This is a genomic window from Streptomyces sp. NPDC001450 (assembly GCF_053597295.1).
This window is the reverse complement of the sequence record NZ_JBSFHY010000010.1, coordinates 161147-186458: the sequence shown is the minus strand read 5'-3', so window position 1 is coordinate 186458 and position 25312 is coordinate 161147. Positions and strand designations below refer to the sequence as shown.

The 25312-nt window shown below is 72.5% G+C and carries 16 protein-coding genes; 10 read left to right on the top strand and 6 right to left on the bottom strand.

The features are described 5' to 3' along the window. Nucleotides 1-6 precede the first annotated feature (6 nt). From ACWC5O_RS13890 to fxsT, 4 genes are all read left to right on the top strand, one after another. Entirely contained in the window at nucleotides 7-3348 is a 3342-nt protein-coding gene (locus ACWC5O_RS13890; protein ID WP_450580897.1) for an SAV_2336 N-terminal domain-related protein, read from the top strand. Nucleotides 3349-3439: 91 nt separating this feature from the next. After that, nucleotides 3440-3718, top strand: coding sequence for a hypothetical protein (locus ACWC5O_RS13885; protein WP_450580896.1), 279 nt, complete (start codon nucleotides 3440-3442; stop codon nucleotides 3716-3718). Then, entirely contained in the window at nucleotides 3715-4998 is a 1284-nt protein-coding gene (locus ACWC5O_RS13880) for an HEXXH motif domain-containing protein (protein ID WP_450580895.1), read from the top strand. The genes ACWC5O_RS13885 and ACWC5O_RS13880 overlap by 4 nt, the downstream gene beginning before the upstream one ends. Before the next feature lie 80 nt (nucleotides 4999-5078). Next, nucleotides 5079-8081, top strand: a complete 3003-nt coding sequence (fxsT, locus tag ACWC5O_RS13875) for an FxSxx-COOH system tetratricopeptide repeat protein (RefSeq protein WP_450580894.1) — start codon at nucleotides 5079-5081, stop codon at nucleotides 8079-8081. Between the two features lie 243 nt (nucleotides 8082-8324). Here the strand turns inward: fxsT and ACWC5O_RS13870 are convergent, their stop codons facing one another. The 4 genes from ACWC5O_RS13870 to ACWC5O_RS13855 all read right to left on the bottom strand — a co-directional run bounded on the left by ACWC5O_RS13870 (nucleotide 8325) and on the right by ACWC5O_RS13855 (nucleotide 15082). After that, on the bottom strand, nucleotides 8325-12137 hold the full coding sequence (locus ACWC5O_RS13870) for a multifunctional oxoglutarate decarboxylase/oxoglutarate dehydrogenase thiamine pyrophosphate-binding subunit/dihydrolipoyllysine-residue succinyltransferase subunit (protein WP_450580893.1): 3813 nt from the start codon (nucleotides 12135-12137) through the stop codon (nucleotides 8325-8327). 302 nt (nucleotides 12138-12439) lie between these two features. After that, nucleotides 12440-13552: a HAMP domain-containing sensor histidine kinase gene (locus ACWC5O_RS13865; protein ID WP_450580892.1), complete on the bottom strand. Its 1113-nt coding sequence runs from the start codon at nucleotides 13550-13552 to the stop codon at nucleotides 12440-12442. Continuing rightward, nucleotides 13549-14289, bottom strand: a complete 741-nt coding sequence (locus ACWC5O_RS13860) for a response regulator transcription factor (protein ID WP_145883083.1) — start codon at nucleotides 14287-14289, stop codon at nucleotides 13549-13551. Before ACWC5O_RS13860 ends, ACWC5O_RS13865 begins: the two co-directional genes overlap by 4 nt. 109 nt (nucleotides 14290-14398) lie before the next feature. Continuing rightward, nucleotides 14399-15082, bottom strand: a complete 684-nt coding sequence (locus ACWC5O_RS13855; RefSeq protein ID WP_450580891.1) for a spermine/spermidine synthase domain-containing protein — start codon at nucleotides 15080-15082, stop codon at nucleotides 14399-14401. A 354-nt stretch (nucleotides 15083-15436) separates the two neighbouring features. Between ACWC5O_RS13855 and ACWC5O_RS13850 the strand changes: the two genes are divergently transcribed. Continuing rightward, complete coding sequence (locus tag ACWC5O_RS13850; RefSeq protein ID WP_450580890.1) at nucleotides 15437-15724, top strand: hypothetical protein; 288 nt, start codon at nucleotides 15437-15439, stop codon at nucleotides 15722-15724. A gap of 126 nt (nucleotides 15725-15850) precedes the next feature. Next, on the top strand, nucleotides 15851-16660 hold the full coding sequence (locus ACWC5O_RS13845) for a rhomboid-like protein (RefSeq protein WP_450580889.1): 810 nt from the start codon (nucleotides 15851-15853) through the stop codon (nucleotides 16658-16660). 227 nt (nucleotides 16661-16887) lie between these two features. On the opposite strand, the gene ACWC5O_RS13840 is transcribed toward ACWC5O_RS13845, so the two are convergent. Then, nucleotides 16888-17310 carry a DUF4259 domain-containing protein gene (locus ACWC5O_RS13840; protein ID WP_450580888.1) on the bottom strand — a complete coding sequence of 141 codons (423 nt, stop codon included), beginning with the start codon at nucleotides 17308-17310 and terminating at the stop codon, nucleotides 16888-16890. A 182-nt stretch (nucleotides 17311-17492) separates the two neighbouring features. Here ACWC5O_RS13840 and lon point away from each other — a divergent pair, with 182 nt between their 5' ends. The 4 genes from lon to ACWC5O_RS13820 all read left to right on the top strand — a co-directional run bounded on the left by lon (nucleotide 17493) and on the right by ACWC5O_RS13820 (nucleotide 22632). Continuing rightward, on the top strand, nucleotides 17493-19922 hold the full coding sequence (gene lon / locus ACWC5O_RS13835; RefSeq protein WP_450580887.1) for an endopeptidase La: 2430 nt from the start codon (nucleotides 17493-17495) through the stop codon (nucleotides 19920-19922). A gap of 149 nt (nucleotides 19923-20071) precedes the next feature. Next, complete coding sequence (locus ACWC5O_RS13830) at nucleotides 20072-21061, top strand: serine/threonine-protein kinase (protein ID WP_450580886.1); 990 nt, start codon at nucleotides 20072-20074, stop codon at nucleotides 21059-21061. A gap of 153 nt (nucleotides 21062-21214) precedes the next feature. Further along, the gene (locus ACWC5O_RS13825; protein ID WP_450780974.1) at nucleotides 21215-21913 is read left to right on the top strand and encodes a hypothetical protein; all 699 of its coding nucleotides are present in this window, start codon (nucleotides 21215-21217) and stop codon (nucleotides 21911-21913) included. Nucleotides 21914-22044: 131 nt separating this feature from the next. After that, on the top strand, nucleotides 22045-22632 hold the full coding sequence (locus ACWC5O_RS13820) for a hypothetical protein (protein WP_450580885.1): 588 nt from the start codon (nucleotides 22045-22047) through the stop codon (nucleotides 22630-22632). Between the two features lie 57 nt (nucleotides 22633-22689). Here ACWC5O_RS13820 and ACWC5O_RS13815 read toward each other — a convergent pair whose 3' ends face one another. Then, nucleotides 22690-25047 (bottom strand): SpoIIE family protein phosphatase, encoded by a 2358-nt coding sequence (locus ACWC5O_RS13815; RefSeq protein ID WP_450580884.1) that lies wholly within the window; start codon nucleotides 25045-25047, stop codon nucleotides 22690-22692. Nucleotides 25048-25312: the final 265 nt, after the last annotated feature.

The window sequence follows — 25312 nt, the reverse complement described above, 5'->3', positions numbered from 1 at the left end:
GGCCCGATGCCCGGGATGCGCCTGGACGAGCTGATCGGCAAGCTGCGCCAGGGCGGGCTCGACCTCACCGCGGAGGACGTGGCGGACGCGGTCTGGCTGGCCCGGCGGCTCGGCGCGGCCCCGCCCCGCGACGCGCCCGGACCGCCCGGCACCGCCCCGGCCCACCGGGCCGACGGCGACGCGGAGGCGTTGCCTTCCGACCCCGCCGCGACGCCGGTCGCCGACCCGCCCCGGTCCCGGGCGGACGCCCCCGCCGCCCCGGTCCCGCTGCTCACACCCGGCCTCACACCGCGTCCGCGGGCCGACTCCGCCACGCCCGCCGCGTTCCCCGTCCGCGCGCCCGCCGCCGGCGCCCTGCCGGGACTGCTCGGCCTGGAGAAGGCGCTGCGCGCCCTCGGCCGCTACCGGGTCGCCTCCGTACGCTCCGAGGACGAGCCGATCGACGAGGAGGCCACCGCCGACCGCGCCGCCGCCAGCGGCATCCTGCTCCCGGTCACCCGGCCCGGCCGCCGCCGGCGCTGCGACGTCCAGCTGCTCATGGACACCGGGCCCGCCATGGCCGTCTGGGCCCAGCTGGTCGAGGAACTGCGCCAGGCCTGCCAGCAGTCCGGCGCGTTCTCCTCCGTCCGCGTCCATCACCTGTACGCCGACGACTCCGGCGCGCCCCTCGTCGGTACGACCGCGGGGCCCGGCCGGCACACCCGGCTGCGCCCCGCCGACGAACTGCACGACCCCACCGGCCGCCGGCTCACCTTCGTCATCAGCGACTGCGTGGGCCCGCTGTGGCAGAACGGCAGCGCACAGCGTCTGCTGCACCAGTGGCCGCGCACCGCCCCGCTGGCCGTCGTCCAGCCACTGCCGCCCCGCCTGTGGGGCCGTACCGCGCTGCCCGCCGAGCCCGGCCTGCTGCTGCGCCCCGCCGAAGTCGGCGGCCGCCTCGGCTTCCTGCCCGACGACGAGCCCTGGGAGGAACCGGCGCCGGGCGCCCGGCCCGTACCGGTGCTGCAGCCCACCCCGGAGGCCTTCGAGGCCTTCGCCCGGCTGCTCGGCGGTGCCGGCCCCACCAGCGAGCGTGCCTGGGCGGCCTTCACCGACCCGGGTACGACCCCGGCGGCCGCCCCCGCCACGGCGGCACCGCGCAGCGACGACGACCTGCTGCGCGGCTTCCGCGCCGGAGCCTCACCCGGCGCCCTGCGCCTGGCCGTCTACCTCGCCGCGGCCCCCCTCACGCTGCCCGTGATGCAACTGGTCCAGCGGGCGATGCTGCCCGACACGGGCCCCATGGAACTGGCCGAGGTCCTGCTCGGCGGGCTGCTCCGGCAGCTCCCCGGCACCGAGGACCAGCCCTGCTTCGCCTACTCGGGCCGGGTGCAGGACCTGCTCCTGTCCTCCCTCGACCAGGACACGGCCGGCCTCGTGCTCAAGCACTGCTCGGCCTATGTGGAACGGCACTTCGGCAGGGGCACCCGCAACTTCGCCGCCCTCGCCGCGGCCCGTCTCGCCGACCACGGCCCGGCCGCCGGAGCCGCGCCCCTGCCCGAGGACCCCGGCCCGGTGGAGGGCGGCGGCAGCGTCGAGGCCGAGCTGTTCGCCCGCATCCCGGCCCGAGTCCTGCGCTTCTACCTGCCGGACCTGGTCACGCCCGACCCGTTGACCGAGGCGGAGCGTCTTCTCGACCAGTGGCACCACCTCGCTGACCCGGAGGTGCTGCACCGCGCCCGCGAACAGGCCCTCGCGGCAGCCGTCCCCGGCACCACCCCCGGCACCGGCCTGCGGTCCCACCTGGTCCTCGGCCGCATCCTGCGCGCCGAGGCGGGCACGGCGGCCGCGCGTACGGCGGGCAGACGCGCCGAACTGCTGCGCGAGGCCGCGACCGAACTCGCCGCAGCCCACGCGGCGGCCCCCGTCGACAGCCGCGAGCGCGCCGAGGCCGCCCTGGAACTCGCCTCCTGTCGACGCGAGTTGTGGCAGCTGACGGCCGAGACCGACCACCTCACGGCCGCCCTGGACGTCCTCGACCCCGAGCCGGCTCCCTGGCCCGGGCTGGCGGAGCAGGCGCGGTCCTGGTTCCGTGCGCGGCGACCGGACGCCGGGGACACCGAGCCGGACGGCTCCGGCGGATTCGACGCGCCCGGATCCGAGCTGGACCGGTCCGGTGCCGACCCTGGCGATCCCGTGGTGTCCGAACCCCCCTCGGGGGACTCCGGGGGCCGTCCGGGCCACAGCCCGGCGGAGGATGCGACCGTCGCGCAGCAGGCCACCGGGGCGGACTCCGTGCCCTGGGCCGTCGCCGCCCACCGGGCCCGGCTCCTGCTGCGTGGCCGGATTCTGCTCGATCTGCGGCATCCCGGTGCGGCCGTCGGGGAACTTCAGGAGGCCTGCGCCATTCTGGACGGTGAGGGAGCCGCCGATGCCGTGCGCGGGCCCGCGTTGCTGGATCTGGCGCGGGCGTTGCGGGAGTCGGGGGCCGAGGACGGGGAGACGCGGCGGGCGCTGCTGCGGGCCCGGCGGGCCGCCGGGGACGACCCCGAGCTGCTGCTGCCCTGCCTGGCCGCGCTGGCCGCCTTCCACGACGCGGCGGGGGAGGCCCGGGAGGCCGACGAGACGTACGAGCGGGCCGCGCTGCTCGCGCCCGCCGACGGCGCCCTGCGCTGCCAACTCCTCACCGCCTGGGGTGAGTCGCTGCTGCGACGGGCCTCGGCACGGGACGGCGCGGGCATCGTGGACCGGGCCGAGTACGTGCTGCGCGAGGCGCTGAAGTCCCTGCCCGCCCGGTCCGCCCAGCGCGGGCGGCTGCAGGGCCTGGTCGGCAGCGCACTGGCCCAGCGGTTTCGTCATCTCGGCTTCCTGCCCGACCTGTTCGAGAGCCGGCACCTGCTCGGCCAGGCCGTGCGCGCGGCGGCCGACGCGGCCGTACGGGCCGAGGCGTGGCTGCAGTTGGGGCGGCTTCGGCTGGAGGGGTGGCATCACGCCGGTGCGCCGCTGCTGATGGACGCGTTGCAGGCGTACGAGAACGCCGAGCGGGAGGCACAGGCCGCCCACGGCGCCGACCCGGGCTCGGTGACGGCCGCACGGGCGCGGCACGGCAGCGGGGCGGTGCTCGCGCTGATGGGGCGGCCCGGCGCAGCCCGCAATGCCTATCGGGCGGCCCGGGACCAGTGGCAGCGGCTGGTCGCGGCGCTGCGGGAGGTCGACTGGGCGGACGTGGAGCTGACCCGTAACGCCGCGGAGGAGCCGGCCGCGGGCGGGTCCGGGCGGATGCCGGAGGAACAGTGGCGCCGGACTGCCCCACCGTGGTGGCCCTGGAACCTGGAGTGGAACAACTCGAGTGAGCTTGACCGGAGTTGATCCCGGTCGGGTTTCTGCTCCCCGCCAGTCGGGAAGAACTGGGCAGCTGTCACGGCCGTGCGGGGCGGGCGTGGGGCAGGGAGGAGCCGAGGTGGGGGAGCACAGGATACGGGCGGTCGGCCTCGGCCGGACGACAGGAGAGGGCCTGGTTCCGCCCGACCTCACTGACGTCGACCTGCGGACTTTGCGGGCCCTGGACGACCCGGAGCTGATCGCGGCGGTGGAGGGGGTACTGGCGGACCCCGAGGAGCTGCGCCGGGTCTGGTACACCAACCCGGACGACGACGCCGTACCGGAAGGGCCCGAGGGGCGTGCGTTTTCGGCCGGTCGTGCGCGGCGTCCTTTACTGAGTGAGGACACCGTGGCATGACCTACGGGCCGGTCACGTCGGAGATCTTCGCCGAGCTGGCGCGGACCCGGCCGCTGCCCGCGGTCACCGCCGCGCTACGTGCCGCGCTGCATGCCCACCGGATGCTGCTGCTCAAATCCCTCCTCGTCCGCGTCGAACGCCGCCACGATGCGCTGCCGCCCGCGGTACGACGGCGCTTCGAGGAGGACTGGGCTCTGCTGGAGCGGGCGGAGCGGGCCGACCCCGCGGCGGTCCGTGAGGTGCTCGACTATCCGACGACCGGCTCCTGGCTGGCCGAGCTGCTTGCCGCACCCGACGGTCCGGCCTTCGAGGAACGGCTGGGCCGGCTGGGCGGTGTGGCGGTCGCCGCCGCGCTCCGGGCGGGGTGCCGTTTCACCAGCACGCGCCCGCTGCCGACGGGCACCCTGTCCCTGCCCGGCATCGGTCTGCTGCGCTGCGCCCCCGGACCGGCCCGGCTGAGCGGCCGCGCCAACCTCGTACGGCTCACCGACAGCGCGGGCGGCACGGTCCTGCTGTCCAAAGCGGCACCGGAGGTCCTGGGACCGCGCCGGGCGCCCCACGGCCCGCCGGCCTGGTCCGCGCTGCACATGCTGCCCGGCAGCGCGGCCGTCCTCGACGACGTGGACCCCTACCGGGTGCCTCCGGGCGGAATCGGCCCGGCGGCCCTGCCCGGGGCCGAGCGCCCGTACTCCGACCACCTCGCCTGGACCACCCGCTGGCGCGACGCGCTGGCCCTGCTGGTCACGACCCATCCCGGCCGGGCCGCCGAGACGACGGCGCTGGTCCGTTCCGTCGTACCGCTCACGCCCCCGGCGGGCGCGGGTACGCCGATGAGCGCGACGCTGCGCACCGCTCCCGGCGCCGTCCTCACCCAGCTGCCGGCCGACCGGCGGGACCTGGCGGAGTTGCTGGTGCACGAGACGCACCACACCAAGCTGGCCGTGCTCGACGAACTCGTCCCCCTGCGGCGGCCCGGCGGCGGCACCCTGTACCGGGTCGGGTGGCGGCAGGATCCGCGGCCCGTCTCGGGAGTGCTGCAGGGGGCGTACGCGCATCTGGCGCTGATGGACCTGTGGTGGAGGGCCCGGACCGGGCCGGGGGGCGACTGGACCTGGGGCCGACGCGCGGCGGAGCGGTTCGAGGTACACCGGGATCAGGTCGGCCAGGCCTTGTCCGTGCTGAGCGATTCCGATGAACTGACCCCTGAGGGAAGGGAGTTCGTCCGGAACATGGGGGCACACCACGGGAGTCTCGGGGTGACCGCCCGGCAATCCGGATAACGCTCCGTAGAGGCGCCTTTGCGTTACGTTATGTGTGCGGCTGCCCGAGAGGGCGGCAGCCGCGGGAACAGGGAGCGACGATGGCGGAACAGCGGCGGTCGGGCGAGGCCGGTGCGGCGGCACACGAGCACGTTCTCGTGGTCTTCCCGGGATACCACCGCTCATGGGCGGCATGGATCGCGCAGTGCCTGGAGCGCCACGGGCACCGGGCCACCCTGCAGCGCTGGGATCCGCCGCGCGAGGTGGCCCTGGAGGACTCGCTCGGCGACCTGCTGCTGTCCAGCGGCAAGGTCCTCCTCGTCCTCAACGACTGGTTCTTCGAGCTCGGCCCGCGCCCGCCCGGCGAGTGGAACGACGCCCTGCGCGGTTTCGTGGCCGCGCACGCCGACCGCTTCGCCGCGGTCAACCTCACCAACCGGCCGCTGCTCCCGGCCACCGCGGTCCTGGAACCGGCCAGCCTGTGGGCGCTGAGCGAGGAGGCCGCCGAGGAGCGCCTGCTGAGCCGGCTCGGCCTCGAGCGCCGCCCGCGCCCGCGGCCCCTGCCGGATCAGATCCGCTACCCCGACGAGCGCTGCGAGATCTGGGGCGAGGTGCCGCGCCGCAACCCGCGCTTCACCGGCCGCGACGACCTGCTCAACGAGCTGCACCAGCGGCTCGCAGACGCCGAGCGCGGGGCTTCCGCCTGCACGCTCGTCGGCATGTCGGGCATCGGCAAGACCCAGCTCGCCGCAGAGTACGCGCACCGCTTCAGCACGGACTACGACCTGGTGTGGTGGGTCAACTCCGACGACCGCAACATCCAGCGCGACCGGCTCGGCGAACTCGCCGTGGAACTCGGCCTGCGGATCGGCAGCGAGCCCGGCGAGCGCATCCGCGCGGTGCGCAACGCGCTGCGGCGCGGGGAGCCGTACGCCAACTGGCTGGTGGTCTTCGACGGCTGGGACGACACCGAAGGCGTGTCGGCACTGCTCCCGCAGGGCACCGGCCACGTCCTGATCACCTCACGCAACCGGGCCTGGAGCGAGCACACCGACGTCCTCGCGATCCCCTCCTTCCTGCGGGCCGAGTCCACCGCGTACCTGATGCGCCGCGCCCCGCACATCAGCGCCGCGGAGGCCGACGAAGTGGCCGCCGAGTTCGGCGACGTCCCGCTGCCGCTCGTGCAGGCCGCCTCCTGGCTCGGCGAGTCCGGCATGGAGGTGGCCGAGTACCTGCGGATGGTGCGGGAGCGGCGGCTGTCCACGGTCGACGAGCCCGTCACCGGCGAGGGCTTCCCGCGCTCCTCCCTGACCTCGTGGGCCATACTGCTCAACCGCCTGCGCCGCTCCCAGCCGCAGGCCATCGACGTGCTGAGCCTGTGCACCTCGTTCGCACCCGGCCGTATCCCGCTCGGCCTGATCCGCGCCTACCCGCGGGCCGAACTGCCCGAGGAACTGCGCTGGATGTCCACCGACCTGCCGGCCTGGACCAGGGCCCTGGACACACTCGTCAACTACTCCGTGCTCACCCGGGAGACCCGCGGACCGCTGGCCGCCGAGATGGGCCCGCACCAGGAGTCCGTGCACATGCACCGTCTCGTCCACGACATCGTCTCCAAGCTGACCAGCGAAGACAGCCGGGACCTGCACCAACGGGCGGTGCGCACCCTGCTCGCCGAGGCCGACCCCGGCAACCCCGCCGACAGCAGGAACTGGCCGCGCTACGCCGAACTGCTGCCCCACCTGGAGCCCTCCGGCGCCCTGGAGAGTCGCCAGCCACGCGTCCAGGAGCTGGTCCTGAACTGTCTGCGCTACTGCTCGCGCAGTGGGGAGTACAGTGGCGGCCTCGAACTGGCCCAGCAGGTGCGCCCTCACTGGTCCCAGTTCATGGATCCACTTGCCCAGCCCATGCTCGACCTGGCCACCCAGGAGAGCAACATGCTCCGCAACAGCGGCCGGTTCCGCGACGCCTACGAGCTGCACCGCGGCGTCCTGGACCGGCTGCAGGCCGCCCCCGTGCGCAACGAGATCGGCGAGCTGGTCACCAAGAGCGCCATGGCGTCCGGCCTGCGCAACCTCGGCCGGTACCAGGAGGCGTACGACCTGCAGCGCGAGGTGCTCGACGGCAACGAGCGGCTCCTCGGCTCGGACGAGCCCCCCACCCTGGTCGCCCGGCACAACCTCGGTGTCGGCCTGCGCCTGCTGGGCCGGTACGCAGAGGCGCTGGAACTCGACCTGGAGACGCTGGGCAGGCGTGAGAGCGTGCTGCGCGCGCGGCACATCAACACCCTCAACTCGGGCAACGCGGTCACCCACAGCCTGCGGCTGCTGGGCCGCTACCGTGACGCGCTCGCCCGCCAGGAACCGGTCGTACGCCTCCATGTGCAGGTGCTCGGCCCGCAGCATCCGCAGACCCTCGAAGCCCGGGCCCAGCTGGCCATGTGCAGACGCCGCGAGGGCGGTCACGCCCCGGAGGTCGGCCCGACCTTGGCCAGCCTGCTGGAGCAGCTGATCCAGCTGCACGGCCGCGAGCACTACCGGACCCTGGCCTTCATCACCAACTACGGCAACTACCTGCGGGAACACGGCGACCTCTCCCAGTCCCGCGAGCTGATCGACGAGGCCGAGGCCGGCTACCGGGCCCTGCTCGGCCCGGCCCACCCGGTCGCCACCGGCATGCTCTCCAACACCGGCCTGGTCATGCAGGCCGCCGGTGAGCGGGGAGAGGCCCTGTCGATGTTCGAGTCCGCCCTCGCCGGTCTCACCGCCACCCTCGGCGCCGACCACCCCTGGGTCCTCGGCTGCGCCCTCAACGCGGCCAGCGCCCGCAACCTGAACGGCCGGATCGCCGACGCCGTCGAGCTGAGCCGGGACACCCTGCGCCGGGCCCGGCACACCCTGGGGCACGAGCACCCGCTCACCCTCTCCGGCCAGGTGGCACTCGCCGCCGACCTGCGGGCCGCCCGTGAACACGAGGAGGCCGGAAAGCTGGAGGACGACGGCCTGCTCGGCCTCACCCGCACCCTGGGCGCCCAACACCCGCACACCATCTCCGCCCGCCAGCGCACGCGGCCCTACTGGGACTTCGAGCCGTACCTCGGCTGACCGGGATTTCAGGTGCCCGGTGCTGTGGCTGGGCGGGGTTGAGTTTGGCTCACCCGCGCTCGGGGGGGCCACTACGAAGCCGACGGCACTGCAGTTCCCTAAGGGGCGCGAGGAGCTGCGCGAGCAACCACGGACGGCCCGCAGCCGCGCACGGTCTCAACCACCCCCATGGGTAGGCGAAGGGCCCGGTACCGAGTCGGAACTCGGTACCGGGCCCTGAGTGTCGGCTGAACCGCCGGAGGCCTACGCCTCGAACACCTCACGCACCAGCTGCTCCTGCTCGGCCTGGTGGCGCTTGGCGGAGCCCACCGCCGGGGACGAACCGTGCGGGCGCGAGATGCGCCGCAGCCGCTCGCCGGCCGGGATGTCTGCGCCGACCGCCAGGTCGAGGTGGTCGATCAGGTTGAGCGCGATGAACGGCCAGGCACCCTGGTTCGCCGGCTCCTCCTGGGCCCACAGGTACTTCTCGGCGTTCGGGTACTTGTTGACCTCCGCCTGGAGCTCGGCACCCGGCAGCGGGTACAGGCGCTCGATGCGGATGATCGCCGTGTCCGTGACACCGCGCTTGACCCGCTCGGCCTCCAGGTCGTAGTAGACCTTGCCGGCGCAGAAGACGACCTTGCGGACCGCGGCCGGATCGGTGATCGACTCGTCGCCGATGACCGGGCGGAACTGGCCGCTCGTGAACTCCTCCGCCTTCGAGGCCGCGGCCTTCAGGCGCAGCATCGACTTCGGGGTGAAGACGACCAGCGGCTTGTGGTGCGGGTTGTGCACCTGCCACCGCAGGAGGTGGAAGTAGTTCGACGGGAGCGTGGGCATCGCGACCGTCATGTTGTTCTGCGCGCACAGCTGCAGGAAGCGCTCCGGGCGGGCGGACGAGTGGTCCGGGCCCTGGCCCTCGTAGCCGTGCGGGAGGAGCAGGGTGACACCGGAGGTCTGGTTCCACTTCTGCTCGGCCGACGAGATGAACTCGTCCACGACCGTCTGCGCGCCGTTGACGAAGTCGCCGAACTGGGCCTCCCACATCACCAGCGCGTCGGGGCGGGCGAGCGAGTAGCCGTACTCGAAGCCCATCGCCGCGTACTCGGAGAGCAGGGAGTTGTAGACGTTCAGGCGGGCCTGGTCCTCGGAGAGGTACTGCAGCGGCGTGTACTCCTCGCCGGTGCTGCGGTCGATCAGGACCGCGTGGCGCTGTCCGAAGGTGCCGCGCTGGGAGTCCTGGCCCGCCAGACGGACCGGGGTGCCCTCGAGTAGCAGCGAGCCGATGGCCAGGGTCTCGCCCATGCCCCAGTCGATCGTGCCGTCCTCGACCATGGCCGCCCGGCGCTGCAGCTGCGGCAGCAGACGCGGGTGGACGGTGATGTGGTCGGGGATGTTGACCTGGGACTCGGCGATCCGCTTGACGATCTCCGAGGAGATCGCGGTCGGGACCGTGACCGGGAAGCCGTCCTGCGGCTCCTGGACGACTCCGGCGGACGGCTGGGACGTAGCCTCGCGGACCTCCGTGAAGACCTTCTCCAGCTGGCCCTGGTAGTCCTGCAGCGCCTGCTCGGCCTCTTCCAGGGTGATGTCGCCGCGACCGATCAGGGACTCGGTGTAGAGCTTGCGCACCGAGCGCTTCTTGTCGATCAGGTCGTACATCAGCGGCTGGGTGAAGGCCGGGTTGTCCGACTCGTTGTGACCGCGGCGGCGGTAGCAGATGAGGTCGATCACCACATCCTTGTTGAACGCCTGGCGGAACTCGAAGGCGAGCCGCGCGACGCGCACGACGGCCTCCGGGTCGTCGCCGTTCACGTGGAAGATCGGGGCCTCGATCATGCGGGCCACGTCCGTCGCGTACATGGAGGAACGCGAGGACTCGGGGGCCGCGGTGAAGCCGACCTGGTTGTTGATGACGATGTGGACCGTGCCGCCGGTGCGGTAGCCGCGCAGCTGCGACATGTTCAGGGTCTCGGCCACCACGCCCTGGCCCGCGAAGGCCGCGTCGCCGTGGATCGCCACCGGCAGGACGGTGAAGTCCGTGCCGCCCTTGTTGATGATGTCCTGCTTGGCGCGGGCGACGCCCTCCAGGACCGGGTCGACGGCCTCGAGGTGCGACGGGTTCGCGACCAGCGACACCTTGATCTGCTCGCCGTCCAGGCCGGTGAAGGTGCCCTCGGCGCCCAGGTGGTACTTCACGTCGCCGGAGCCGTGCATCGACTTCGGGTCCAGGTTGCCCTCGAACTCGCGGAAGATCTGGGCGTACGACTTGCCGACGATGTTGGCGAGGATGTTCAGGCGGCCGCGGTGGGCCATGCCGATGATGACCTCGTCCAGACGGGACTCGGCAGCGGAGTCGATGACCGCGTCCAGCAGCGGGATGACGGACTCGCCGCCCTCCAGGGAGAAGCGCTTCTGGCCGACGTACTTCGTCTGCAGGAAGGTCTCGAAGGCCTCGGCCGCGTTCAGGCGGCGCAGGATGCGCAGCTGCTCCTCGCGCTCCGGCTTGGAGTGCGGGCGCTCGACGCGGTCCTGGATCCACTTGCGCTGCTTCGGGTCCTGGATGTGCATGAACTCGATGCCAGTGGTGCGGCAGTACGAGTCGCGCAGCACGCCGAGGATGTCGCGCAGCTTCATCATCGCCTTGCCGGCGAAGCCGCCGACGGCGAACTCGCGCTCCAGGTCCCACAGGGTGAGGCCGTGCTCGACGATGTCCAGGTCGGGGTGCTTGCGCTGGCGGTACTCCAGCGGGTCGGTGTCGGCCATGACGTGGCCGCGGACCCGGTAGGAGTGGATCAGCTCGAAGACGCGGGCGGCCTTGGTGACGTCGTCGTCGTGCGAGGCGTCGATGTCCTTGAGCCAGCGGACCGGCTCGTAGGGGATGCGCAGCGCCTCGAAGATGTCGTCGTAGAAGCCGTTCTCGCCGAGCAGCAGGTTCGAGACCTGGCGCAGGAACTCGCCGGAGGCGGCGCCCTGGATCACCCGGTGGTCGTAGGTCGACGTGAGCGTCATGACCTTCGAGATGCCGAGCTTGTTCAGGGTGTCCTGGCTGGTGCCCTGGAACTCCGCCGGGTAGTCCATGGAGCCGACGCCCATGATGACCGACTGGCCGGGCATCAGGCGCGGGACGGAGTGGACCGTGCCGAGGCCGCCCGGGTTGGTCAGGGAGACCGTGACACCGGTGAAGTCGTCCATCGTCAGCTTGCCGTCACGGGCACGGCGGACGATGTCCTCGTAGGCCTGCCAGAACTCGAAGAAGTTCAGCGTCTCGGCCTTCTTGATGGCGGCCACGACGAGCTGGCGGTCGCCGTTGGGCTTCACCAGGTCGATGGCCAGGCCGAGGTTGACGTGCGGCGGCTTGACGAGGGTCGGCTTGCCGTCCTTCTCACCGAACGACCAGTTCATCGACGGCATGGCCTTGATGGCCTGGACCATCGCGAAGCCGATCAGGTGCGTGAAGGAGATCTTCCCGCCCCGGGCGCGCTTCAGGTGGTTGTTGATGACGATCCGGTTGTCGAACAGCAGCTTCACCGGGACCGCGCGGACCGAGGTGGCCGTCGGCAGCTCCAGCGAGGCGTTCATGTTCTTCGCGACCGCGGCGGCCGGGCCGCGCAGCGTGATCAGCTCGGGGCCCTCCGGGGCCGCCGCGGCGGGGGCGGCCTTCACCGTCGGCTGAGCGGGCGCCTGTGCGGGCGTCGCCGGCTTGGCCGGGGCGGGGGCCGCGGCCTGCGCCGCGGGAGCGGGGGCCGGAGCCGCGGCTGCGGCGGGCTTCGGGGCCGCGGGGGCGGGCGCGGGGGCGGCCGGGGCCGCAGGCGCGCTCGGGGCCGCGGGAGCCGTGGTGGTGGTCCCTGCGGCCCCCGTGGCCGCAGTACCCGCCGGAGCCGCGGCGGCAGGAGCGCCCGGCTTGTAGTCGGCGAAGAAGTCCCACCAGGCACGGTCTACCGAATTCGGGTCCTGGAGGTACTGCTGATAGATCTCGTCGACGAGCCACTCATTGGGACCGAACGCAGCAGCGGGGTTCTTCCCGGCTTGGTCGTCGGTCGAGATGCTCGAGTTACTGGGGGACTGTGGCGACACGGCGGCAACCGCCCTCTTCCGCTTCACAAGGTGATGGACAGCGGGAATAAAGGCTACGCCTCCAAGACCGGGAAGGTCAGGTCGGGCAGGTTCATCGTCGCGTAAGTCACATCAGAAATCTTGTTTCAGGGCTTGATATGGCGGGAAACAAGCGTGGTTCCGCATGTGGGCGGGGGTGTGTGGGATCGCCGAGCGGGGCCCGGCGCGACCGAGTCGGATGCGCGTCGCGGGCCTGTCCCTGATCACACGTGTCCGACTGCGGGGACGCGCGTGGATCTTGTGGCTCCGGTTCGGACTTTACGTCAACTTGGGACGGAAGTCAGTCCCGGAAGAGTGACGATGATCCTGCAGCCCCGTTCGGATTCGGCCACACCGATTCGGCCGCCGTGCAGATCCACCGCCCACCGGGCGATCGCGAGGCCCAGTCCGGTGCCGCCGTCGCTGCCCGGACCGTGCGGCCGGGTCACCGAGCCGCGGTTGAACCGCTCGAACACGCGGTGCCACTCCGAGCGGGGGATTCCGGGCCCCTCGTCCAGCACCTCGAGCTCCAGCGACTCCGGCTGCGGCCCGCGTCGCGCCTTCACGGTGACCCGCCCGTGCGGCGGGCTGTGCTTGACCGCGTTGTCGATCAGGTTGGCGACGACCTGGTGGATGCGCTCGGGATCCGCGTGCGCGGTCAGCTCCGGCGGGGAGACGTCCAGGTGCAGGTGCACGTCCGTGCGCGTGTGGCTTCCGGAGCCGGAGGCGATGCCCGCGCGCGCGGAGGCGACCATGTTGGCCTCCTTCAGCACGCCCGAGAGGTACGGCCACACCTCGAAGCGGCGCAGTTTCAGCGGTACGACGCCGTTGTCGAGCCGGGAGAGGTCCAGTAGCGTCTCGACCAGCCGACCGAGCCGCTCGGTCTGTTTCAGGGCCGTCCGCATGGTCTCCGGGTCGGCCTCGGTGACCCCGTCGACGATGTTCTCCAGCACCGCGCGCAGGCCCGCGATCGGGGTGCGCAACTCGTGCGAGACGTTCGCCACCAGCTCCTTGCGCTGGCGGTCCTGAGCCTCCAGCTCGTCGGCCATGACGTTGATCGTCTGGGCGAGGTCGCCCAGCTCGTCACGGCGGTTCTCGCGGACCCGGCGGGTGTAGTCGCCCTGCGAGATCGAGCGGGCCACCAGGTTCATCTCGTCCAGTGGCGAGGTGAGTGAATGGGCCACGAACTGCGTTATCAGCAGTGTGGCGATCATCGAGAAGACCGTGATGAAGCGAAGCTCCGTCTTGGTGTGCACCGCGACGATCGAGAGACCGGTGGTGATCAGCACCGAGATGACGACGAGCACGCCCAGCTTGGTCTTGATCGAGAACGGGCGTACGCCACCCCAGGGATCCTCCCCGGGGCTCCTCCGTGCGGCCTCCCGCCCTTCGCTCATGGCGTCGGTGTCTCCAGCGCGTAGCCCACGCCGTGCACGGTACGGATCCGCTCGGCGCCGATCTTCCGCCGCAGCGCCTTGATGTGGCTGTCCACGGTCCGCGTGCCCGACGCGTCCGCCCAGTCCCACACCTCGGCCAGCAGCTGCTCCCGGGAGAGCACCGCGCGCGGGGTGTTCGCCAGGCACACCAGCAGGTCGAACTCGGTGGGCGTGAGGTGGACGTCCTCGGACTTCACCCGCACCCGGCGCTGCGCGTGGTCGATCTCCAGCTCGCCGAGGCGCAGGATGCCCGAGCGGGGCGTGGACGCGGCGATGGCCGCCCGCTCCACCCGCCGCAGCAGGACGTGCACCCGCGCGGCCAGCTCCCGCATGGAGAACGGCTTGGTCATGTAGTCGTCGGCACCGACGCCGAGCCCGACCAGCATGTCCGTCTCGTCGTCCCGCGCGGTGAGCATCAGCACCGGCACCGGACGCTGGGCCTGCACGCGGCGGCAGACCTCCAGGCCGTCGAAGCCGGGCAGCATGATGTCGAGGATCAGCAGGTCGGGCTGCCAGGCCTCGGCCGTGTCGACCGCCGCGGGACCATCGGACGCGGTCTGCACGAGGAATCCCTCGGCGCGGAGCCTGGCCGCGATGGCGTCGACGATCGTCGGGTCGTCCTCGACGACCAGCACACGGCGCTGGGCGCCCTGGGTCGTCGTGGCCGCGCCGGTCTGGGAGGTGTGTGTCTGCTCCATCGCCCGCCCCTGTTGCTTTCCGGAATCCGTGGGGTGATCCCATGACTGCGATTGACGCTTGAATGATCGGCGTCAGGGCAGCACATTACGGGGACTCACCGCGCCGTCGCTATCCAGGTCGGACGGCGAGGTGCACGGCGTCCGGAACGCCCCGGGCAACGGGGACCTCTTCGGTACGCACCTGACGGAACCCGGCATTCCACATGGTTCCTTCAAATTCCGGAGAGGGCTCGGCAGACCATACCGCCAACACCCCGCCCGGTCTCAACACCCTTGCACAGGCAGCGAGTCCGGACGAGGAGTACAGGCCGTCGTTGTCCTCGGTGACGGTCCAGCCGGGGCCGTTGTCGATGTCGAGACACAGGGCGTCGAACGTGTCCGATGTCTCATTGACGTAAGTGACAAGATCGGCCTCGACGATCTCGGTACGGGGATCGGCGAGCGCGTGCGCGGAGATCTCCGACAGCGGTCCGTCGCCCCGGTGCCAGTCGATCACGGCCGGCTCCCGCTCGACGACCGTGATCCGCCCCCACCTGCCGGTATCCGCCGCGGCGTGTGCGAGCGAGAATCCCACCCCCAGTCCGCCGATCAGCACGTCCGGTGCCGGGCGCCCGTCCAGGGCGTCGTACGCGGCGTCGACCAGGAGCCGCTCCGAGCGGCCGTCGGAGGTGTCCATCAGGAAGCACCCGTTGGCGATGATCTGCAGCAGCGCGCCGTGCCTGCGCAGCACCACCTCGCCGTACGGGCCTTCGCGACGGTCCAGGACCACGGGGGTGTCGTAGACAGCAGTCATACGTCCATCCTGCTCGCACCAGGCGTCGCGTTCACGGGAATTGACCGAGAACCAGCGGGTGGCACGGGTAGCGGGGCGGTGCGGCCCGACTGCCGCCGCGCGCCGCCACCGTGCGCCTCGCGCGCGCCGCCGGGCGTGCCTTCGCTCGGAGCGGACGACCTCACCGGACCGGCGCGGGTGTTCTCCGGATGTCTGCCCGTGCGTGGAGGGCGGGGTGAGGGTTCGTGGGCGCGATGTACCCGTTGGCGGGACGCGAGGACGTGCTCGGCGAGCCCCGCGCCGTCCTGACGCGGGCCGCGCGCGGGCACGGCGGCCTCGACCTGACGCTGCCCCGGTGGCGCTGACGCTGCCCCAGTGGCGGCTGCAGACCTTCGGGCCGGGACGCCCTCGTCGCGCTCCGCCGCCGCAGCCCCCGCCCTCGGTGCCGTCCCGCGTCACCGCGTCGACGCCACGCCCACCGGACTCGTCCTGGAGTTCGAGGAGCGGCGGGAGGACGAACAGGGCGCCTGGTACTGCCGTGAGCTGATGCGCGGCGACATCCGCGACGGGGCGCTGAGCGGGGTGTCCGTCTACCGCGCCGGCGACTGGTCCCCGGACGTCCGGGCCGCGCACACGAGGGAGGTGAGACTGCCGCGGCCCTGAACCCGGCCGGGGCGGACGCGTACGAAGCTTCCGAGGTTGCTGTGAATCCGCTCTCGCGTGGCGTCGGTCATAGACAGCGGCCGCGGGAACACGAAGGGTGGGGCGCGACGGAAGGAGCGCCTCACCGTGGAACGGACCGTGACCGGGCCTGCGACGACCGCGTCCCCGCCCCCGGGCACGCCTCTTCCCGCCGACGCCCTGCCGGATGTCACCGGCCTGCTCGACGGAGTCCCACGCCAACGCGAGCTGCCCGCCCTGGCCCTGGCCCCGGCCCCGACGCCGGCTCCGGCCGTGGCCCGCCCCTCCTTCCGGCCCTGGCACCTCCTGCCGACCCCCACCGGCACCCCGTTCACCTTCGCCTACGCGGCCCTCCTCGCCCTCACCTCACTGGTGGCGGCCTGGGCCGACCCCGCCCTGATGCACACGCTGTACCAGGCCTCCAGCACCGACGTCGCCCACCTCGTGCGCACGCCGGTGCTGGTGCTGCTGGCGAGCGCGCTGTGGATCGCGGGCGGCGTCGTGTCGTCGTACGCGGGCGCGTTCGTGCTGGTCCTCACCGCGCTGGAGCGGCGGATAGGCGGCGCCCGGGCGGCCTGTGTGTTCCTGGCGGGCCACGTCCTGGCCACCCTCGCGACGGAGGTCCCGGTGGGCCTCGCGGTCCTGGTCGGCCACCTCCCGGACACCTCCCTGCACCGCCTCGACTACGGCATCAGCTTCGGCGTCGCCGCCAGCATCGGCGCCCTGTCCGGCCTGCTCACCCCCTGGGTCCGCTGGCCCGTCCTCACCCTGTTCGCGAGCATGCTCGCCGAGGACCTGATCGCCTTTCAGGACCCGATGACCAACTGGGGCCACCTGATCGCCCTGACCATCGGCATCGCCGGCTGGCCGCTGGTACGGCGCTGGCGCCTCCCGGCGGCCTCCCCGGTTTCCGTGTGACCGCCTGCGCGATGGTGTAGCCACGCTCCTGGCCGGGGCAGGGAGTCGCGGTCAGGAGACGGGGGAGGTCTTCATGGCCGATGCGGTGGCACGGATCGAACGGGCGGCCGAGGTGACCGCCGCGTCGTGAACGGGGCGTGACCGGCGCCCAGTGCAGGGTCGCGACACCCTGCACCCGTGGGATGCCCCACCTCCTGACGACGATGCGCGACACGCCGGGCTTCGACTCACAGGCTGAGCTGTTCCCCCTCCGAGGGCGGCAGGAGTATCTGCCGCATCCGCTCAACGCCGGATCGCCACGGGCCGCCCTCGGAGTCCTCCCACAGGTCCAGCAGCTCGGACGGCTCGGTCACGACCCGGTCGAGGGCTTGCAGCGCGAGCGGTCGCAGGGCCGTGAGGTCGGGGAGGGGCTCCTCGGGTCCGTAGTGCGGCGAGGGGATGGCGCCGCCCGGAAGCCGGGCGGCGACCAGCGCGGCCGCCGCGACGGCCTCCTCCGCCTCGGGCGCTTCGAGGTAGTCCTCGGTGTCGACGGCTCGCACCAGCGCGTCGCGAACCAGTCCCGCGCGCTCGTCCGCGGCCGCGTCGTCCAGACCGTTGCACCAGTCCGCAGCGGTGTCGTTGTCAAAGGGTCCCGTGTCCCAGGTGCCCATGGGGTCCTCCCCGTTCGTGCCGATGTCCGGGCATCCTGGCAGGCCCCACTGGCATCCCCTCTGGCCTGCAGTAACACACCGGTGACGGGTCGATCGCTCACAGCGAACAGGAACCCGGGAACATTGGCGGAGCCCCGTGCATTGAGTCGGCATAGCTCAAGTTGACTGCCTAAGGGGAGATCATGGCTGCTGAGTCCACGGCGTTCACGCTCGTGTTGCCCGTGCTGCCGCTCGACGACGAGGTCGTGCTGCCCGGGATGGTGGTTCCGCTGGACCTGAGCGACGCCGAGGTGCGGGCCGCGGTGGAGGCCGCGCAGGCCGCCGCCAGGTCGGAGCCCGGGAAGCCCAAGGTCCTGCTGGTACCACGCATCGACGGCACGTACGCCAAGACCGGCGTGCTGGGCACCGTCGAGCAGGTCGGCCGGCTGGCCGACGGCGACCCGGGGGCCCTGATCCGCGGCCGCGGCCGGGTGCGGATCGGCGCCGGTACGACGGGTCCGGGCGCGGCGCTGTGGGTCGAGGGCGCGCGGGTCGACGCGACCGTGCCCGATCCGCTGCCCGGGCATGCCGCCGAACTCGTCAAGGAGTACAAGGCCCTTGCCACCAGCTGGCTGAAGAAGCGCGGCGCCTGGCAGGTCGTGGACCGCGTCCAGGCCATCGACGACGTCTCCGCGCTCGCCGACAACTCCGGGTACTCGCCCTTCCTCACCACCGAGCAGAAGGTCGAGCTGCTGGAGACGGCCGACCCGGTGGCCCGCCTCAGGCTCGCCACGCAGCAGCTGCGCGAACACCTCGCCGAGCAGGACGTGGCCGAGACCATCGCCAAGGACGTCCAGGAGGGCGTCGACAAGCAGCAGCGCGAGTTCCTGCTGAGGCGTCAGCTCGAGGCCGTCCGCAAGGAACTGCGCGAGCTGAACGGCGAGCAGGACGGCGAGGAGTCCGACGACTACCGCGCCCGCGTGGAGGCCGCCGACCTGCCGGAGAAGGTCCGCGAGGCCGCCCTCAAGGAGGTCGACAAGCTGGAGCGTGCCTCCGACCAGTCGCCGGAGGGCTCGTGGATCCGCACCTGGCTGGACACGGTCCTGGAGATGCCGTGGAACGAGCGGACCGATGACGGCGCTTCCGCGTACGACATCCAGGGTGCCAAGGCGATCCTGGACGCCGAGCACGCGGGCCTGGAGGACGTGAAGGAGCGCATCACCGAGTACCTGGCCGTCCGCAAGCGGCGCAGTGAGCGCGGTCTTGGTGTCATCGGCGGGCGGCGCGGTGGGGCCGTGCTGGCTCTGGTCGGCCCCCCTGGCGTCGGAAAGACCAGCTTGGGCGAAAGCGTCGCCCACGCCATGGGCCGCAAGTTCGTCCGTGTCGCCCTCGGTGGCGTCCGGGACGAGGCGGAGATCCGCGGGCACCGGCGTACGTACGTCGGCGCGCTGCCCGGCCGTGTCGTGCGTGCCATCAAGGAGGCGGGGTCGATGAACCCCGTGGTCCTGCTGGACGAGATCGACAAGGTGGGGTCGGACTTCCGTGGCGACCCGGCCGCGGCCCTGCTGGAGGTGCTGGACCCGGCGCAGAACCACACCTTCCGGGACCATTACCTGGAGGTCGAACTGGACCTGTCCGACGTGGTCTTCCTCGCCACCGCCAACGTCCTGGAGGCCATCCCGGAGGCGCTCGCCGACCGTATGGAGATCGTCCGTCTGGACGGCTACACCGAGGACGAGAAGATCGTCATCGCCCGTGACCACCTGCTCCCGCGCCAGCTGGAGCGGGCCGGCCTGGCAGGGGACGAGGTCGCGATCGACGAGGGCGCGCTGCGCAAGCTCGCCGGCGAGTACACCCGCGAGGCGGGCGTGCGCACCCTGGAGCGGTCCATCGCGCGGCTGCTGCGCAAGGTCGCGGCCCAGCACGAACTCGGCGAGCGGAAGCTGCCGTTCACCGTCCGGGACGAGGATCTGCGCGGCCTGATCGGGCGTCCGCACCACGTGCCCGAGTCCGCCCAGGACCCGGCCGAGCGCCGTACGTCGGTGCCGGGCGTGGCGACCGGCCTCGCGGTCACCGGAGCCGGCGGCGACGTCCTCTTCGTCGAGGCGTCCCTCGCCGACCCGGAGACGGGCGGGGCGGGGCTGACCCTGACCGGTCAGCTGGGCGACGTGATGAAGGAGTCGGCGCAGATCGCGCTGAGCTTCCTGCGCAGCCACGGCGCCGAACTGGAGCTGCCGGTGGCCGACCTGAAGGACCGGGGTGTGCACGTCCACTTCCCGGCGGGCGCGGTCCCGAAGGACGGCCCGAGCGCGGGCATCACGATGACCACGGCCCTCGCGTCCCTGCTCTCCGGCCGTCTGGTCCGCACCGACGTGGCGATGACCGGCGAGGTCTCGCTGACCGGCCGGGTGCTGCCCATCGGCGGTGTGAAGCAGAAGCTGCTCGCCGCCCACCGCGCCGGGGTGACCACCGTGATCATCCCCAAGCGCAACGAACCCGACCTGGACGACGTCCCGGCCGAGGTGCTGGACAAGCTCGACGTCCACGCCGTGACCGACGTCCGCCAGGTTCTGGAACTGGCGCTCGCACCCGCCGCGAACGGCGCGGAGCCGGAGGTTCCGGTCGCGGCGTGACGACGCGGTCCATCAGCGGGCTCCGCACGCGGTGACCGGATGAGGGAAGGCCCGGGCCCCTTGAGAGGGAGACCCGGGCCTTCGCCGTGCCGTGGACGGGCGCGGCCGTGGACGAGCGCGCATATGGATCAACTGGGTAGAATTCAGGCGTGAGTGGGCAGGTGGTGCAACCTTCCGGCCCGATCGGGACGGAGATCGCCGGCTACCGCGTGGAGCGCGAGCTGGGCCGCGGCGGCATGGCCGTCGTCTACTGCGCCCGGGACCTGCGCCTCGGCCGTACCGTCGCCCTCAAACTCCTCGCCCCCGAGTACACCCGCAACGACTCCTTCCGCCGCCGCTTCCACCAGGAGTCGCGGATCGCCGCCGCCATCGACCATCCCCACATCGTCCCCGTCTTCGAGGCCGGCGAGACCGACGGGATCCTGTACATCGCGATGTGCTTCGTGCACGGGATGGACCTGCGCGCCGTGCTCGACCGCGACGGCCCGCTCCCGGTGCCGGCCGCGCTGCGCATCGCCGCCCAGCTGGCGTCCGCGCTCGACGCGGCCCACGAGCACGATCTGGTGCACCGGGACGTCAAGCCCGGCAACGTACTGGTCGCCAAGGGCGTCGACAGCGACCACCCCGAGCACGTCTACCTCACCGACTTCGGGCTGGCGAAGAAGTCCCTGTCGCTCACCGGGTTCACCACCGCGGGCGAGTTCGTCGGCACCCTCGACTACGTGGCGCCGGAGCGGGTCGCGGGCCGCCCCGTGGACGGCCGGTCCGATCTCTACAGCCTGGCCTGTGTCGTCTACGAGACCCTCGCGGGCGCGCCGCCCTTCCGGCGGGACGACGACCTGGAGCTGCTGTGGGCGCACCAGTACGACCCGCCGCCCCTGCTGAGCGAGGAGCGGCCCGGGATCCCGGCGGCCGCCGACGACGTCCTGCGGAAGGCACTGGCCAAGGCCCCGGACGACCGGTACGGCACCTGCCTGGAGTTCGTCGCGGCCCTGCGCGCCGCCCTGGCCGACAGCGGCCTGCAGCGCCGTACACCCACGCTGGTGGACGCCCGTGCCGCCGGCACCCGCCCGGCCGCCGCCTCGGTGCCCGCCCCGCCCGCCTGGGCCGGCCCCGTCTTCGGGGGACCGGCGTCCTAGGCGCGCCGCGCTAAATACCGGGCGATTTCCTCCTCGTCAAGTCCCGAGTCCTCGGAACGTGACCGCGCTCTGGCATTCCGGCCTACTTGAAGCACGGCCCCACCGGAGAAACCGGAAACCGAAAAAGGGCCCCGATTCAAGTAGGAGAAAGTCATGAAGCGTATCAACGAGAACCGCGAAGCCGTCCGTACCAAGCGAGGCGTTCGCCTCTCCACGATCGTCGCCTCGGCCGTGGTCGTCGCCGGCGGAATCATTCTCCCGGCCACCGCCGCCTCGGCCGCCCCGATGCCCGACTCGTCGACCGTCACGCTGGTGGCCAAGCACCACGACAAGCACGACGCCGACCACCACAAGAAGGTGAAGAAGGCCAAGAAGGGCAACGCGACCGGCGGCAACGGCGGTAATGCGACGAGCAATGGTAACGGCAATGCGACCGGTGGTGACGGTGGTAACGCCACGAGCAATGGCAAGGGTGATGCGACCGGTGGTGACGGTGGTAATGCCACGAGCAATGGCAAGGGTGATGCGACCGGTGGTAATGGCGGTAACGCCACGAGCAATGGCAAGGGTGATGCGACCGGTGGTGACGGTGGTAATGCCACGAGCAATGGCAAGGGTGATGCGACCGGTGGTGACGGTGGTAACGCCACGAGCAATGGCAAGGGTGATGCGACCGGTGGTGACGGTGGTAACGCCACGAGCAATGGCAAGGGTGATGCGACCGGCGGTGACGGTGGTAACGCCACGAGCAATGGCAAGGGTGATGCGACCGGCGGTGACGGTGGTAACGCCACGAGCAACGGTGGTGGCAACGCGACCGGCGGCAACGGAGGTGACGCCACTTCCAACTGAAGCCCACGTCGCTGACAGCAGCGAGTGAGCGACGGCGGATCCGGGTGGCGCGGTCAGCGGCCGCGCCACCCGACCCCCCGGCCACGAGCCCCCCGCAATCCCGACAACCCCCTCAAGGAACGGCACCCCTCATGACCCGCAACGTCCGCAAGAGCAGCCTGGCCGTGGCCGCCGCCTCCCTCCTGTTCCCCCTCGGCGCAGTCCTGATCCCCGCAGGCGCCGCCTTCGCCGCCCCCGCGCCGCACAGCGTGACGGCTTCCGAGTCGCACGACGACCACGGCAGCAAGGACCACAAGAAGAGCGACAAGCGCCACAAGGACGACCACGGCAAGAAGCACGGCGACCACGACACCTGCAGCGCCGGCAACGCCACGGGCGGCAACGGCGGCAACGGCACCGGCGGCGACGCCACGGTCTGCACGGCTCCTGGTGGTACCGGCACCGGCGGCACCGGTGGCCGCGGCCGGGGCTCATGCGGCGGCAAGGGCACGAACGGCCGCAACGGCACCGGCACCAACGGCAGCGACGGCCCGCCGTGCCCCGACGACCACAAGCCGGACCCGTCCGGCGGGGACACCGGCAGCACCCCCGCACCGGAGACGCCCGCTCCGGCCGATCCCCCGGCCGACTCCGGACCTGCTGCGCCGGACCCCGGTCATGACAGCGGCGGCACCACCGCCCCGGACACGCCCGCTCCGCCGGACGTGGTCGTCAATTGAACACAGAGCACCCCGACCGCTGACTGCCCCGCCCCTCCCCGGCGGGGCAGCCCCGTGTCAGCCGGTGGTCAGCGACTGTTCCGCCCACACGGTCTTGCCGACCCGGTCGTGGCGGGTGCCCCAGCGCTTGGCGAGCTGGGCGACGAGCAGCAGGCCCCGGCCGCCCTCGTCGAAGATCCTGGCGCGCCGCATGTGCGGGGTGGTGCCGCTGGAGTCGTAGACCTCGCAGATCAGGGTGGAGTCCTGGTGGATGAGCCGGAGCTGGATGGGCGGGCGGCCGTAGCGGATGGCGTTGGTGACCAGTTCGCTGACCATCAGCTCGGTGGTGAAGACGGCCTCGTCCAGGCCCCAGACGCTCAGCTGCTCGCTGGTGTGCTTGCGGGCCCGGGCCACCACGGTGGGATCGCTGTCCAGCTCCCAGGCGGCGACCCGGTCGGCGTGCAGCGCCCGGGTGCGGGCGACGACCAGGGCGATGTCGTCGTCGGGGCGATGGCTCAGCAGCTCGGTCAGCACCCGGTCGCACACCGCGTCCAGCGTCGGCGCGGGACGGCCGAGCGCGCCGAACAGCTTGTCCAGCGCCTCGTCGATGTCGTGGTCGCGGGCCTCGAGCAGCCCGTCGGTGTAGAGGGCGAGCAGGCTGCCCTCGGGCAGCTCGGTCTCGAAGGCCTCGAAGGGCAGCCCGCCGAGCCCCAGCGGCGGACCGGGGGGCACGTCGAGAAAGCGGACCGTGCCGTCCGGGGTGACCACGGCGGGCGGCGGATGGCCGGCCCTGGCGAGCGTGCAATGGCGTGAGACCGGGTCGTAGACCGCGTACAGACAGGTGGTGCCGATGCCCCCGGCGGTCTCGGCCGCCGGGTCGGCGCTGCCCTCGTCGGCGGCCAGCCGCAGGACGAGGTCGTCGAGGTGGGTGAGCAGCTCGTCGGCGGGCAGGTCGACGTCGGCCAGGGTACGCACCGCGGTCCGCAGCCGGCCCATCGTGGCGGAGGCGCGGATGCCGTGGCCGACGACGTCGCCGACGACCAGGGCTACCCGCGCCCCGGACAGCGGGATCACGTCGAACCAGTCGCCGCCCACACCGGCCCGGGTGGCCGCGGGCAGATACCGGGTGGCGATCTCCAGGGCCCCCTGGTCGGGCAGCGTGTGCGGGAGCAGGCTGCGCTGCAGGGACATGGTGGTGGTGCGCGCGCGGGAGTAACGGTGGGCGCTGTGCAGGCCGGTGGCCGCATGCCCCGTGAGCTCCTCGGCGAGCCGCAGATCCCCCGGGCCGAACGGCTCGGGGCGCCGGTGGCGGCCGAAGAGGGCCACCCCGAGTGTGCAGCCCTCGGCGAGCAGCGGTACCAGCATCAGCGCGCGTGTGCCGTACGCGTGCAGCCACGCGGCCGCCGGGTCCACCGCCACCCACGCCGCGACCACCGGGTCCGAGGTGTCGTAGAGGACGGCGTTGCCGGAGGCCAGACAGTCCGCCGGGGGTGACCCCGGCTCGTAGGCGACGGCCTCGCCCACCTGGGCCATGGACGCGCTCACGGCGTCGTCCGGGACGGTGCGCAGCACGGCGCGGCGCAGGACCACCGGGCCCGCGTCGGCGGAGCCGGCCGGGGTCCGCGGGGAGTCGAGCAGGTCCACGGCCATGAAGTCCGCGAGCCGGGGGACCGTGGCCTCGGCCAGGTCCTGCGCGGCGCGCCCGAGGCCGGGGGCCGCACCCGCGTGCGCGCCGGTCTCGCCCTCGGCGCCCTGCCGTGCAGGGGACTCCGGGGCGCGCTGGTGCGCCGCGAGGCAGACGGCGCGCACCCTGCCGGTGCCGTCCTTGAGCGGGGTCAGGACGGTGGGCAGGCCCAGATCCTGGACGAGCCCGGTCTGTACCTCCCGGGGCTCGCCCGTCTCCAGCACCTGGCGCATCGTCCGGTCGGCCTCCTCGCTCGCGGGGCCGGGCGCGATGTGGGTCAGGCGCAGCCCGCGCATCGCCGCCTCGGGCAGGGACAAGGCGCGTTCCAGGCGGCGGTTGGCGCGCATCAGGCGGAGCTCGATGTCGAAGATCGCCAGCGGGAAGGGGGACTGGATGAACGTCCACTCCTCCAGCGGTTCGCCCCGGGGCGGCTGGGGCCGGTCCGTCACCGCGGTCACCACGAGCCAGTCGACGGCCCCGGTGCCCGACGTCCGGCGGTGGGCGAGGAGTCCCTGCTCCAGGCGCCGGCCGTCCCGGTGCCGCAGGGGTACAGTGCCGTTCCACCGGTCGCGTCCGGCCAGAGTCCGCCGGGCCGATCCGGCCTCCTCCGCGGCGAGCAGCGCGGACGCGGGCCGTCCGACGACCTCCGAGGCCTCGTGGCCGAGCAGTTGCTGGGCGCCTTCGCTCCAGCCGGTCAGGATGCCCTGCTCATCGATGGTGGCCGTGGCCGTGTACGTCGACTGTCGCTCCATCGCCGCTCATCTCGCCCTTGTTCGGCAGGCACCTCTCCTGACCAGCATGATCCCGGTCGGCGCGGAGCACCAACGCAGCGCACGGCGGCCGCCCACGGGGGACGACCGCCGCACCCGCGCGGCGGCTAGCCGTTGGCCAGCGCCACCACCCGGTCCAGCGCCCCGTTGCTGTGCTTGTCCGGGGGGCAACCCCCGGGCCCCCGGCCGGGTGGGTGTTGAGCTAGCCGTTGGCCAGCGCCACCACCCGGTCCAGCGCCCCGTTGAC

Coding starts and splice junctions, on each gene's coding strand:
- ACWC5O_RS13890 (WP_450580897.1), top strand. CDS start 7: ATGCCCGGGATGCGCCTGGACGAGCTGATCGGCAAGCTGCGCCAGGGC.
- ACWC5O_RS13880 (WP_450580895.1), top strand. CDS start 3,715: ATGACCTACGGGCCGGTCACGTCGGAGATCTTCGCCGAGCTGGCGCGG.
- fxsT (WP_450580894.1), top strand. CDS start 5,079: ATGGCGGAACAGCGGCGGTCGGGCGAGGCCGGTGCGGCGGCACACGAG.
- ACWC5O_RS13865 (WP_450580892.1), bottom strand. CDS start 13,552: ATGAGCGAAGGGCGGGAGGCCGCACGGAGGAGCCCCGGGGAGGATCCC.
- ACWC5O_RS13860 (WP_145883083.1), bottom strand. CDS start 14,289: ATGGAGCAGACACACACCTCCCAGACCGGCGCGGCCACGACGACCCAG.
- ACWC5O_RS13855 (WP_450580891.1), bottom strand. CDS start 15,082: ATGACTGCTGTCTACGACACCCCCGTGGTCCTGGACCGTCGCGAAGGC.
- ACWC5O_RS13840 (WP_450580888.1), bottom strand. CDS start 17,310: ATGGGCACCTGGGACACGGGACCCTTTGACAACGACACCGCTGCGGAC.
- lon (WP_450580887.1), top strand. CDS start 17,493: ATGGCTGCTGAGTCCACGGCGTTCACGCTCGTGTTGCCCGTGCTGCCG.
- ACWC5O_RS13825 (WP_450780974.1), top strand. CDS start 21,215: ATGAAGCGTATCAACGAGAACCGCGAAGCCGTCCGTACCAAGCGAGGC.
- ACWC5O_RS13820 (WP_450580885.1), top strand. CDS start 22,045: ATGACCCGCAACGTCCGCAAGAGCAGCCTGGCCGTGGCCGCCGCCTCC.
- ACWC5O_RS13815 (WP_450580884.1), bottom strand. CDS start 25,047: ATGGAGCGACAGTCGACGTACACGGCCACGGCCACCATCGATGAGCAG.